This window comes from Clostridium sp. CM028 (genome assembly GCF_030585565.1).
GTDB classification, from domain to species: Bacteria; Bacillota; Clostridia; order Clostridiales; family Clostridiaceae; genus Clostridium_AD; species Clostridium_AD estertheticum_B.
Window position 1 is genome coordinate 1,961,601 of sequence record NZ_CP077766.1, and the last position, 12,490, is coordinate 1,974,090.

The 12,490-nt window shown below is 30.9% G+C and carries 11 protein-coding genes and 1 riboswitch; of the genes, 2 read left to right on the top strand and 9 right to left on the bottom strand.

Going from position 1 to position 12,490, the window contains the following annotated elements:
* Nucleotides 1–140: 140 nt before the first annotated feature.
* On the top strand, nucleotides 141–332 hold the full coding sequence (locus KTC94_RS09200; protein ID WP_165412559.1) for a hypothetical protein: 192 nt from the start codon (nucleotides 141–143) through the stop codon (nucleotides 330–332).
* A 172-nt stretch (nucleotides 333–504) separates the two neighbouring features.
* Here KTC94_RS09200 and KTC94_RS09205 read toward each other — a convergent pair whose 3' ends face one another.
* The 8 genes from KTC94_RS09205 to groES all read right to left on the bottom strand — a co-directional run bounded on the left by KTC94_RS09205 (nucleotide 505) and on the right by groES (nucleotide 10,617).
* On the bottom strand, nucleotides 505–2,115 hold the full coding sequence (locus tag KTC94_RS09205) for a hypothetical protein (RefSeq protein WP_220320386.1): 1,611 nt from the start codon (nucleotides 2,113–2,115) through the stop codon (nucleotides 505–507).
* The gene (locus KTC94_RS09210) at nucleotides 2,108–2,818 is read right to left on the bottom strand and encodes an ATP-binding cassette domain-containing protein (protein WP_165412561.1); all 711 of its coding nucleotides are present in this window, start codon (nucleotides 2,816–2,818) and stop codon (nucleotides 2,108–2,110) included. Before KTC94_RS09210 ends, KTC94_RS09205 begins: the two co-directional genes overlap by 8 nt.
* 290 nt (nucleotides 2,819–3,108) lie before the next feature.
* Nucleotides 3,109–3,558: a hypothetical protein gene (locus KTC94_RS09215; RefSeq protein ID WP_216302291.1), complete on the bottom strand. Its 450-nt coding sequence runs from the start codon at nucleotides 3,556–3,558 to the stop codon at nucleotides 3,109–3,111.
* A 321-nt stretch (nucleotides 3,559–3,879) separates the two neighbouring features.
* Nucleotides 3,880–5,409 (bottom strand): glutamine-hydrolyzing GMP synthase, encoded by a 1,530-nt coding sequence (gene guaA / locus KTC94_RS09220; protein WP_216302343.1) that lies wholly within the window; start codon nucleotides 5,407–5,409, stop codon nucleotides 3,880–3,882.
* Nucleotides 5,410–5,482: 73 nt separating this feature from the next.
* Nucleotides 5,483–6,937 (bottom strand): IMP dehydrogenase, encoded by a 1,455-nt coding sequence (gene guaB, locus KTC94_RS09225; protein WP_165412563.1) that lies wholly within the window; start codon nucleotides 6,935–6,937, stop codon nucleotides 5,483–5,485.
* A gap of 153 nt (nucleotides 6,938–7,090) precedes the next feature.
* Nucleotides 7,091–7,188: riboswitch (purine riboswitch) on the bottom strand.
* Between the two features lie 119 nt (nucleotides 7,189–7,307).
* A complete protein-coding gene (locus tag KTC94_RS09230) occupies nucleotides 7,308–8,369 on the bottom strand; it encodes an IS30 family transposase (protein ID WP_220320590.1) in 1,062 nt (353 codons plus the stop codon).
* Between the two features lie 253 nt (nucleotides 8,370–8,622).
* Nucleotides 8,623–10,251, bottom strand: coding sequence for a chaperonin GroEL (gene groL / locus KTC94_RS09235; RefSeq protein WP_165412564.1), 1,629 nt, complete (start codon nucleotides 10,249–10,251; stop codon nucleotides 8,623–8,625).
* A 78-nt stretch (nucleotides 10,252–10,329) separates the two neighbouring features.
* Nucleotides 10,330–10,617 (bottom strand): co-chaperone GroES, encoded by a 288-nt coding sequence (gene groES / locus KTC94_RS09240; protein ID WP_165412565.1) that lies wholly within the window; start codon nucleotides 10,615–10,617, stop codon nucleotides 10,330–10,332.
* A gap of 292 nt (nucleotides 10,618–10,909) precedes the next feature.
* Between groES and KTC94_RS09245 the strand changes: the two genes are divergently transcribed.
* Nucleotides 10,910–11,620 (top strand): TIGR01906 family membrane protein, encoded by a 711-nt coding sequence (locus KTC94_RS09245; RefSeq protein ID WP_220320373.1) that lies wholly within the window; start codon nucleotides 10,910–10,912, stop codon nucleotides 11,618–11,620.
* Between the two features lie 143 nt (nucleotides 11,621–11,763).
* On the opposite strand, the gene KTC94_RS09250 is transcribed toward KTC94_RS09245, so the two are convergent.
* Nucleotides 11,764–12,477, bottom strand: a complete 714-nt coding sequence (locus KTC94_RS09250) for a TVP38/TMEM64 family protein (RefSeq protein WP_216302293.1) — start codon at nucleotides 12,475–12,477, stop codon at nucleotides 11,764–11,766.
* Nucleotides 12,478–12,490: the final 13 nt, after the last annotated feature.

Consider the following 12,490-nt stretch of genomic DNA (forward strand, 5'->3'; position numbering starts at 1 on the left):
TAAAATTATTAAAGGTATATATTATAACTATACCATATATTTACATCATTTTTATGTAATTGGTATTTTCACAACAGATTTATCACCTCCCTATTTTATGGGATACCTAAGGAATAAAAATTAAGGGAGGTGAGAATTAAATGTCGGAGATTACCCAAATGTTCAAGCTGTTTTGTATTACCTCAATAGCTGTTCTTGGTATAACTTCCGCAGTAGTATTTTTTTCAAAAGATAGAATAAGTTTTAATATAAAAGCGCGTACCAAACTACCTGATCAGTCCGAAACAGAATTTGGTATCGAAGTTCATAAGGATGATAAAAAAACAAAATAGATAGTTATGCGTACTATCTATTTTTTACTACTAATTCTTAATCTGTTGTGTCCTCTGGTATCCCTATTTTATTAAATAAACTAATTGTATTATATGCAATTTATCCATAAAGTGTGCATGTTTTTAAGAATTCAGTAATATATTTATTCGCCTAGCGATTTTGCTTATATTATCACCATTTTAACTTAAAAGTTCTTGGCGCTACTCTATATGTTAAAATCAACGCAACTACCATATATACAATAGTTGTTATAATAATCCCTGCTGTGAAATAATATGAAGTCGTCTTAATTTGAAGACACGTATAGCTACCGATATACATAACCATGTTTACGAATTTAAATAAGGGACTTTTCACTGTTAACCCTGCTGTATAAGGCTGCAATACATAGTACATGAACAAATGATGTATTGAGAAGAAACAAGCTAAACAAATAATACACAAAAATAGTGGTATCATTCCAATAAGCTGGGAGCTATAACCACTAGCTAATATAATACAAATTATAGCAGAACATAAAGTTAAAGCCGGTATCAGGTTAAGAATAACTACCCTCTTAAGTCTTGAAGTGAAGTTGGATAAAATCACACTTGCCTCTCGGTAATAGCCTTGTCTTAATAGGCTTGCATCACAATTAAAAAACATAGCCTTGCAAATTCTTTCTCCCGTTGACATGCTGTACATTATAAATACCAATGGGGGAATGCTTTTTTTAATTATGTTCACTATATCCACCCTTTTACTCGGCATAAAAATCACAAAGTACATGGTAATTAAAAATATAAAACCTATAAAGACGACTCTTCCCTTTACAGGTTTTACCATTATTCTTCTAAAACGAAGAAAAAATAATGAGTTTAAATATTCATAGCCCTTCTTTTGGTCATATTTTTTTGTATTTAATTCTTCCTTACTCATTCTCTTTTCATCCAATTTCACAGTTGAAAAAGTCGCTTGATTTCTAATAGCCTCTACATCAAATAAACTATCCTTATTTAATAAATCTTTTGCTATTAAAGTATATTTCTTAAATTTCCATAAGTATATAAAAGCTGCCACGCCTAGAATTAATACAATAATCGCCACTAAAGCATTGAATAATATTAAATTAAAATCAATAGTAACTCTTAATAAAGGTAGTGCATAGGCAAGGACAAGTCCTCCTATGATTACTAGTGACATAAATAAATCTTTATGTTTTTGTATTATTTCTGTCTTATCATATATAAAAAGCTGTAGCCCTTCTTCTATCAATCTAAATGCTATTATTTCCGCTACAAGCACCATAGCTTTTAATGGTGAAAACCCTATTATTAAACCTATAATTATTACTGGAAGAACAAAGTATATAAAGTCTGTTATATTTTTATATACTATTTCTCCAAGATAGTATTCTCTTGCGTCAGCTCTCATTAGTGTTATCATATTAAAGGCCGCTTTGTTGGTTTTATCAAAAATTACATTTTTCATAACTGGTCCCAAAATAAAGCTTAAAAAGAAAAAAATATGTAAAAAATAAGGTTGTAACTTTGCTATATCCTTAGTCATTAAATAGGATGGCAAAATAATCATTACACCTAAATATATAGTTTTTCCTATAAATCCACCTAGCACTCCTAAAATTTCACGTATAACCCCTATAACCAGTTTAGCATGGGTTCTTTTATACAAATTTTCAGGAATTTTTTTACCCAAAATTGGTATCCTTTTAAGAAAATATATAAAAGTATTAGCCTGCTCTGCAAAAGATACCTTAAAACTATTTATATATGTACTAATCATTTCCTCCCTCCTTTAAAATCTCCATGATTTTCTCTTCAAATTCAGGACTCTTTAGAACCTCACTATCCACTTCTTCTAAAATACAATTATTTAAAACCAATATTTCATCACATAAATCTGTAGCCAGCTGAAGAATATGAGTAGAAAAAATAATAATGTGCTCACTTTTCATTTTCTTTAACAAATTTTTAATTTCTAGAGCCACCACTACATCAAAAGAGGTTAAGGGCTCATCTAGCAAAATTACAGCAGGTCTAGTTATTAAAAGACAAACCATTTGCATTTTGTTTTTCATTCCATGGGAATATCCCTTCATCAACCTATATCTGTCTTCATCCTTAATTTTTATAATATCAAAATACTCATCTATTGTAAGCAAATTTTCAATTTTCTCCTTATTAATATCAATATAAAATTTTAAGAACTCATATCCAGTTAAAAACTCTGGTATCACTGGATCTGAAAAAACATATCCTACCTTACTATAATCTATTTCCACTGATGCTTGTCCATCTTCTACTATACTCACGCTACCATCCTCATATTTAGTTTCCCCACTTATGCAATTAAAAAGGGTTGTTTTACCTGCTCCATTTCTTCCTAAAAGTCCATATATTCTTCCTTTTTCAAATGTAAATGATGCTTTTTTTAACACCTGTTTTTCTCCATAACTCTTTTCTATATCTTTAAGTACTAATTTCATTTTATTCTACCACCCTCATTTTTCTCTATTACCAAATTAACAATGCTCAGCCCTAGGCCAACACCAGTACTTGCCTTTTTACTTCTAGAGTCATCACACTGATAAAATGGTAAAAACACTTTATCTTTATCTCTTATGTTACACCAGTTATGCCAATAAATATAGTAATAATTGTCTTATTAACCATAATAATTCTCCCTTTCTCTAATTCCCTAATTTAAAATAAAAAAAGGTTCAGCCTAAGCCAAACCACTTTATATGCTAATTACTAATTACTAATTATAGGATAATTATTCTTTGTATTTCTCAATATATTCTAGAAGTGCCATGCTAACTAAATCCATACTTTTATACTCTTTATATGTCTCTGCAAAATCTTTAAACTCCCCCCAAACTTCTGAATATAATCTAATAGTAGTCGTCATCTTAAATTCTCCATTAAGTATATCTTCATCAATTTTTAATTCTTGTGGTTGCGGTATATCAATTATAGTTTTATGATCCTTTGTTTGCTTTGATGTTTGTGTTTGTGTTTCTGTTTCGATTTCAGTTTTATCTGCCCCTGTTTTCAGCTCTTTTACAAAGTAATAAGCTGAATCAATAGCTTCCTCTACATTATCCGCATTAAAACTCACACAAGGGATTGTATCCTGCAAAATCAAACAAAACTTAGCATTTGATTGAATTTCTATTTTATATCCTGCATCTATTAATGTTTCTAATTTATTCGTTTTTTTCACACCCTTTTCTTATCTATTTACTTTTCGAATAATTTCTTATTAACTCATTTTGGTGATATATTACATTTTGCTATTGCTCTCTAATATTTATAAAATTATTATGCCACAATTTAATATATATTATGTTTTATAATTACCTTACTATATATCAATTAAATCATTTCCTACGGAGCTACAATATTTTTCTTGTTTTAAACTTATATCCCATACTTCAAAAACATAAAAAAAGGTGTTTATGAAATACTAATTTAATAGTATGTTTCATAAACACCTTTTGTTAACTTATTTCATTAATATATATAGGTATAACAACGTTCATACCTATTCCCACTCAATAGTTGAAGGTGGCTTAGAAGTTACATCATAAACAATTCTGTTTACTCCTTTAACTTCATTAACAATTCTTCTAGAAACTATATCTAACACTTCATATGGTATTCTAGCCCAATCTGAAGTCATTCCATCTGAACTAGTTACAGCTCTTAGGGCAACCGTATGGCAGTATGTTCGTTCGTCTCCCATAACTCCAACAGATTGGATGTTTGGTAGACATGCAAAGTATTGCCATATTTCACTTTCAAGTCCAGCTTTAGCCACTTCATCTCTGAATATTGCGTCTGCTTCGCTAGTTATAAATAATTTTTCAGGTGTTATTTCTCCAAGTACTCTTATAGCGAGACCTGGTCCTGGGAATGGTTGTCTCCACACTAAGTAATGAGGAATTCCAATCTCTTCTCCCACTGCTCTAACTTCATCTTTAAATAATTCTCTTAAAGGCTCTATTAGTTTAAAGTGCATATCTTCTGGAAGTCCGCCAACATTATGATGACTTTTTATAGTAGCTGAAGTAGCAGTACCACTTTCAACTACATCTGGATATATTGTTCCTTGAACAAGGAAATCTAATTGTCCGAGTTTATTAGACTCCTCTTCAAAAACTCTTATAAATTCTTCTCCAATTATCTTTCTCTTTTTCTCTGGATCACTTACACCTTTAAGCTTACCTAAGAATCTCTCTTGAGCATTAACCCTTATTATGTTCATTTTAAATTCGCCTTTGAATATTGTTTCAACTTGATCGCCTTCATCTTTTCTTAAAAGGCCGTGATCTACAAATACACAAGTTAACTGATCTCCTATTGCTTTATGTACAAGCACTGCTGCAACTGAAGAATCTACGCCTCCTGAAAGAGCACAAAGTACTTTTTTATCTCCAACTAGTTCTTTTATAGCCTTGATTTTTTCCTGCGCAAAAGATGACATTGACCAATCGCCTTTAACCTCGCAAACATCATATAGGAACTTTCTAATCATTTCTTCACCAAAAAGAGTATGTTTTACTTCTGGGTGAAATTGAACTCCATAGAGTTTTTTAGAAACACTCGCCATAGCAGCTACTGGACAATCTTTAGTAGTTGCAATTATATCAAATCCTTCTGGTACTTTAGAAATATGGTCTGTATGACTCATCCAGCATTGATTCTTTTCTATTCCTGCAAAAATAGTAGCATCTTTGCATAGGTCAACTTCTACTTTTCCGTATTCTCGAACATCAGGTGTTATAACTTCTCCACCAAATACTCGAGCCATTAGTTGAGCACCATAACATATTCCCAAAATAGGAATACCTAGTTCGAATATTTCTTTTTCAACCTTTGGAGCACCTTTTGCATATACACTATTGGGTCCGCCGGTGAATATTATTCCTTTTGGATTCATGTTTTTTATTTTTTCGGCAGAAGATGTATATGGTATTATTTCGCAATAAACATTATTCTCTCTAACTCTTCTTGCAATAAGTTGATTATATTGACCACCAAAGTCAACAACTAAAATTAATTCTCTATTAATCAATGTTTTTCCTCCTGTACACTTAAGCTTTATACTTAGCTATTTATATATATTTTATCTATTCTCATCTATACTAGTTGTTCACGCTATAATTTGGCGCTTCTTTTGTAATTGACACATCATGTGGATGACTTTCTCTTAGCCCTGCTGATGTTTGGACAACAAAGGTTGAAGTCTCAAATAATTGCTCTAGCGTTTCAGAACCTAAATATCCCATTCCTGAACGTATACCGCCTATCATCTGATATATAGTTTCTATAACACTTCCTTTGAAAGGTATTCTTCCTTCTACCCCTTCTGGAACTAACTTTTTATTTCCTTCTTGGAAATACCTATCCTTACTTCCGCAAGCCATAGCACTTAGAGAACCCATGCCTCTATATACCTTATAGCTTCTTCCCTGATAGATTTCCATTTCACCTGGAGCTTCCTCACAGCCTGCAAACATAGAACCCATCATTACCACTTTAGCACCTGCTGCTAATGCCTTAACTATATCTCCTGAGTATTTTATGCCGCCGTCTGCAATAACAGGAACTCCATATTTATTCCCCTCTTCAACGCAATCCATAACTGCTGTAAGTTGTGGAACTCCTACTCCTGCTACAATCCTTGTAGTACAAATTGATCCAGGACCTATCCCTACTTTTACACAATCCGCTCCTGCCTCAATTAAATCTCTGGTTGCCTCACTCGTAGCAACGTTCCCTGCTATTATTTGAAGTTCTGGGTATACAGCTTTTATTTTTCGTACTGCATCCATTACTCCAAAAGAATGTCCATGAGCTGTATCTATAGTTATTACATCTACTCCAGCTTTCACTAAGGCTGCTACTCGCTCCGCTATGTCTACAGTTACACCAACAGCTGCACCACATAATAATCTTCCTCTAGAATCCTTTGCAGCATTCGGAAATTTTATGGTTTTCTCTATATCTTTTATAGTAATAAGTCCTCTTAAATAATTTTCGCTATCTACTAAAGGTAACTTTTCTATTTTATGTTTTTTAAGAAGTTCTTTAGCTTCCTGCATACTTGTTCCTTCTGATGCAGTAATTAGATTTTCACTTGTCATTATATCTTTAATTTTCTTACTATAATCAGTTTCGAAAACAATATCCCTATTAGTGATTATTCCAACTAATTTACCATTTGTTGTAATTGGAACTCCTGATATTCTATATTTACTCATTAGTGCTAATGCATCTTCTAAAATATTATCTGGAGATAAGAAGAATGGATCTGTAATTACACCATTTTCTTGTCTTTTAACTCTATCCACTTCAATAGCTTGGTTTTCAATACTCATGTTCTTATGTATAGTTCCTATTCCACCCTCTCTAGCCATAGCAATAGCCATTCTAGACTCAGTAACAGTGTCCATACCAGCACTCATTAAAGGTATGTTAAGTTTTATTTTTTTCGTAAGGTAAGTAACTAAACTAACATCCTTAGGTAATACTTTAGACTTATTGGGAACTAGCAATACATCGTCGAAAGTATATGCTTGTTTTAATATTTTTGCCATTTAATTAACACCCTTTCACAATTTTATTTTACATTCGTCTTTATAATTAGCATAAGAATATTTATATATACGATATTTTAAAATAAGGTATAAAGTATAAAAAGGCATACTAATCCTACCTTAACTAAAGTAAAATTAGCATGCCAAAAATAAGCTCATACTAAGATTACTCATAGTCGGAAATTTACGGCTTCCGGTAGATACTCCTTGCCATATTCAAGGTATATATGAGTAGCGTAATTGTTCTTTGAATTTGTTATTACAATAATGATAGTTAATGTTTAAGCATTTGTCAATGAATATTTCTAGTATGTTCATGAACTGTAGATTGCAATATAAAATGTCCGAAATTTTCAAGAAAAATATAATGTTAAGTTGTAATGGTTTTCTGTTCCATCATATTGGCAGATAAACCGTTGAAAATCCTTCTTGGATAATTGTTGATCCAGTGCTGTATTTGCATAATTTGTTTTTTAGAGAATGCTGAAATATCCACACCTTTTGGGATAAATCGTCGTATCATTTTATTGATATTTTCGTTTGTGCCTCGCTCCCATGAACTATATGGGTGAGCATAATATACTTTAGTTCTCTTTCGTTTATTTCTTACTGAGTTCTCAATACCCTCGAAATCAAGGTTCTCACAGCCGTTATCACAGGTGATTGTTTTAAATGTTTTCGAGAATAACATTCCCATTTTACGCTCCAATTTGTCCAATTCTTTCACGACAGCCGCCTGTGATTTAGATGGTATTTTAAAGACTAACTCCTTACGAGTTACTCTTTCACTTAACACCATCAAGACAGTTTTTGTACCCTGTTTGCCAACTACAGTGTCCATTTCCCAGTGGCCTATCTCATCACGTGCAGCTACCGCTGCAGGTCTCTCCGATATGCTAGTTCCTTTGGTATTGTTATACGCTGATCTTATTTTTTTATAGTTTCTCTTTTTAGCATTCTTTTTAACAGGCAGATCTTTGTTACTTATATTTAAAAACAAATTATTATCCAAATAGTTATACACAGTTTTGAAGCAAATAGTTGTTTCAAATTGTAGATCTTTATTTGTGATATTTTGAATAGCTGCATACGGAGATTCGCCATCTATACCAATAGCTTTTTCTAAGTACTTCACCAATTTATGATCTTTTCCTATTTTTAATGCAGGACCTTTAGCGGTACCTTGTTTGTCATGCTCTGACTGCCCAATTTCTGCGCTATATTCCATTCGAGTGGTTAAGTCACTATTCAATAGTTCTACAATTCCTTTAGCAATTTCACGCCTTATTGTACGTTCTGAGCGCCCACCTATTTGCTCCGCAATACGAGTTGAATTAAGTCCCATTTTGTGTAAAGCTTCTAACTTTATGCGTTCCTCGTATGTTATGTGTTTACCTTTTCTGCTCTGTGTGATAAAATCTAATTGACTCATTTGAAATCCTCCCGTATATGTTGGTTTAGTCACTTAACATTATACAAGAGTATTTCTCTTGAGTCTTTATTTTTTGTTACTCTTCGGTCATTTCATTATACAACTTACCAGTATGTTCATGAACTAGTTCGCGAACATACTAGAAACATAATTATAAGGCTTAACAAAATAAAAAAAATTAACTAAGGCAAAACCCTAGTTAATTTTTTATTTGAATATACTTTATTTATAATAATTATTGTTCAAATTATTTTTAGTACATTCCATCCATTCCCATTCCTGGTGCGCCACCCATTGGTGCTGAATTCTTTTCTGGAATATCTGCAACTGCAACTTCAGTTGTTAAGAATGTTGCTGCAACAGATGCTGCGTTTTGAAGTGCTGATCTTACAACTTTTGTTGGATCAACAATCCCAGCTTTTATCATGTTTACCATTTCTCCACGTAAAGCATCATATCCATTTTCTCCAGCGCTTTCTCTTACTTTTTCTATTATAACTGAAGCTTCAGCGCCAGCATTTGTAGCTATTTGTCTTAATGGTTCTTCTAATGCTCTTTTAATTATGTTAATACCCACTTGAACATCTGGTGTATCTGATGATAATTTTGCAATCTCAGAAATAGCATTAATATAAACTGTTCCACCACCAGGAACTATTCCCTCTTCAACTGCTGCTTTTGTAGCTGCAAGAGCATCTTCTATTCGGAGTTTCTTTTCTTTTAATTCAGTTTCAGTAGCAGCTCCAACTTTTATTACAGCTACTCCGCCTGCAAGTTTAGCAAGTCTTTCTTGTAATTTTTCTCTATCAAAATCTGATGTAGTTTCTTCAATTTGTTTTTTAATTTGGGAAACTCTATCATGTATTGTATCTTTTTCACCCTTGCCATTTACTATAGTAGTGTTTTCTTTAGATATTTTAACACTTTCTGCTTTTCCAAGCATGTCAACAGTAACATCTTTTAGTTCTCTTCCTAATTCTTCGCATATAACTTCTCCTCCAGTTAGGATTGCTATATCTTGAAGCATTTCTTTTCTTCTGTCACCAAAACCCGGTGCTTTAACAGCTACACAAGTAAAAGTTCCTCTTAATTTATTAACAACTAATGTGCTTAAAGCTTCACCCTCAATATCTTCAGCAATTATTAATAACTTTTTGCCTTGTTGAACGATTTGCTCAAGTATTGGAAGTATGTCTTGTATATTAGTAATTTTCTTATCAGTTATTAAAATATATGGCTCATCAAGATTCGCTTCCATTTTTTCTGCATCTGTAACCATATATGCACTTAAATATCCTCTATCAAATTGCATTCCTTCAACAACATCAAGTTCTGTTCCCATAGATTTTGATTCTTCTACAGTTATAACACCTTCGTTGCCTACTCTTTCCATAGCATCAGCAATTAGAGCTCCTGTTACTTCATCACTAGCTGATATAGCAGCAACTCTCGATATATCTTCCTTACCATTAACTGGTTTAGAAGATTTTTTAATTTCTTCAACAGCTTTATCTACAGCCATTTTTATACCAGTTCTTATTAACATTGGATTGGCACCAGCTGTAACATTTTTTAAACCTTCTCTTATTATAGCTTGGGCAAGCAATGTAGCTGTAGTTGTTCCATCTCCTGCTACATCATTTGTCTTTGTAGCAACTTCTTTAACAAGTTGTGCTCCCATATTTTCAAATGCATCTTCTAGCTCTATTTCCCTAGCTATAGTAACACCATCATTTGTTATTAATGGTGATCCAAACTTTTTATCTAAAATAACATTTCTTCCTTTGGGTCCGAGTGTTATTTTAACAGTGTTTGCAAGTTTATCTACACCTCTTTGCATAGCTCTTCTCGCTTCTTCTCCAAACAATATATCTTTAGCCATTTTAAACCCTCCTATACGACGCTAATGATTAAATAATCATTTACTATCAATTATTATTTAATTATTATTACGTTAATGTTATTTTTCAATTACAGCTAATAGTTCATCTTGCTTTAATATGATATACTCAATACCATCATATTTTATTTCACTTCCTGAATATTTAGAGAATAATATTATATCCCCTGCCTTAACTTCCATTTTAATTACTTTCCCATCTTCAACTTTTCCTGGTCCTACTGAAACTACTTCAGCCTCTTGTGGTTTTTCCTTTGAAGCTCCTGCAAGAAGTATTCCACTTTTTGTAGTTTCTTCCGCCTCTAATCTTTTAATTAACACTCTATCACTAAGTGGTCTAATATTCATTTTAAACCCCTCCTTATATATTTTTGTTGTTTTTGTTAGCACTCATCACATCTGAGTGCTAATGAGTTCTATACCTAATATTTTAATTAATAATCATTATAATATCAACTTCACCTATTCCATATATTATACCATTTATACGCAACTAAACTATATTATGTTTAGTTATCACTGCATTATATAGTTTTTCTCTTGTTTACTTACTTTTTAATGAAATTATAATTTTAGCACATTTTTATTATCATTGAATATATTTTGATTTATTGTTAAAATCACTAATAGAGGTGATTTTATGAATAGTCTATATAAATGGTTTAATAACTATTTTTTTAGAGACTCCATTTTCAGAAATGTAAAAACGCTTATTAAATTTTCATTCAAAACGTTTTTTATCTTAAGTTTTACTTTTTCTTTTATAATTTTAAGCATAAATCTTACTTTGCTTTTTAAACCATTATACTATATGGATATTGATGTTTTAAAAATTGAAGAATCTTCTAATTTAAATAAAAAGGAACTAAAGACTAATTATGACTATGTAATCACATATTTAACTCAAAATAAAATTGAAGAATTCACTCTTCCAACGCTACCTTCATCCAATAATGGTAAAATTCATTTTAAGGAAGTTAAAATAATATTTGATAATCTTAAGGTAATGCTATTTTTATCCATATTAATAAGTATTATAGGTATAATTATAAATAAGAGACACAAAACAATAAGATACTTGTTAACTAGTTCCATTTTTCTTATTATCGTACCTATAATATTACTTATACCCTTTTTAATTAATTTCGATAAAAGCTTCACTGCTTTTCATCATATTTTCTTTAAAAATGATTACTGGTTATTTGATATTGAATACGATCCAATAATAACGATCCTTCCACAGGATTTTTTCTTCCATTGTGCAATATTAATAATTATTTTGATTACTATAAGTAGCATAATATTAAGGTGTATATATAAATCACAATATAAAAAGCTACGCTCTTTATAATATTTATAAAAAGCTACACTCTTTATAATATTTATAAAAAGCTATACTCTTTATAATATTTATAAAAAGCTATACTCTTTATAATATTTATAAAAAGCTATACTCTTTATAATATTTTATAAAACATGTGTTATCGTAACTTTTTAATAAGATTTTTTCTTTTTAATTACATTTTTTATTATAGTATTTCCTTTAAAAATCCCTACTATTGATATAATACTCATTGTTATGCCTATAGTTATTAAACTTGTAACATCCCATGCATCTATTTTTTGACCAAAATAAGAAGAAATAAAAATCCCTGGAATTCTACCGAGTGTTGAATATATAAAGAAATCTTTAAAAGAAACATCAGATACTCCACATATGTATATTAGAGCATCTTTAGGTATTCCTGGGATTAAAAAAAATATGAATATAACATTTTTTTTGCTTCCTATTTTTAATATTTTTCTAAAAAATTTCACTTTCTTTTTTAATAACAACTTCTCCACAAAAGGCCTACCATAACTATTAGCAATAAGATATACTATTATACCTCCTAAAGTAATACCCATTAAAGATATTATACCGCCTAAAAATGCACCGAAAATATATCCTCCAGCAATTTGTATAAATTCTCCTGGAATAAAAAAAACTACTACTTGTAAAACCTGCATAAGAATGAAAATTAAAACACTGAAATTTCCATAAGAAAGAATAACTTCTTTTAATATATTCGGATTTCTCAATATATATGAATACTTGAAATAATATTCATATCCTATGTATGCGAAAGCTAGCAAAACTGCTGATAGTAATATATATTGTTTATATCCTGATACCTTCATTCTAATACTATTCCACATTCTTTTCATTGTTTTTCATCCT

Bases quoted from the DNA above. Each gene is read 5' to 3' on its own strand.
- KTC94_RS09200 (WP_165412559.1), top strand. From the start codon at position 141: ATGTCGGAGATTACCCAAATGTTCAAGCTGTTTTGTATTACCTCAATA.
- groES (WP_165412565.1), bottom strand. From the start codon at position 10,617: ATGAATATTAGACCACTTAGTGATAGAGTGTTAATTAAAAGATTAGAG.
- groL (WP_165412564.1), bottom strand. From the start codon at position 10,251: ATGGCTAAAGATATATTGTTTGGAGAAGAAGCGAGAAGAGCTATGCAA.
- KTC94_RS09245 (WP_220320373.1), top strand. From the start codon at position 10,910: ATGAATAGTCTATATAAATGGTTTAATAACTATTTTTTTAGAGACTCC.
- guaB (WP_165412563.1), bottom strand. From the start codon at position 6,937: ATGGCAAAAATATTAAAACAAGCATATACTTTCGACGATGTATTGCTA.
- KTC94_RS09250 (WP_216302293.1), bottom strand. From the start codon at position 12,477: ATGAAAAGAATGTGGAATAGTATTAGAATGAAGGTATCAGGATATAAA.
- KTC94_RS09205 (WP_220320386.1), bottom strand. From the start codon at position 2,115: ATGATTAGTACATATATAAATAGTTTTAAGGTATCTTTTGCAGAGCAG.
- KTC94_RS09210 (WP_165412561.1), bottom strand. From the start codon at position 2,818: ATGAAATTAGTACTTAAAGATATAGAAAAGAGTTATGGAGAAAAACAG.
- KTC94_RS09230 (WP_220320590.1), bottom strand. From the start codon at position 8,369: ATGAGTCAATTAGATTTTATCACACAGAGCAGAAAAGGTAAACACATA.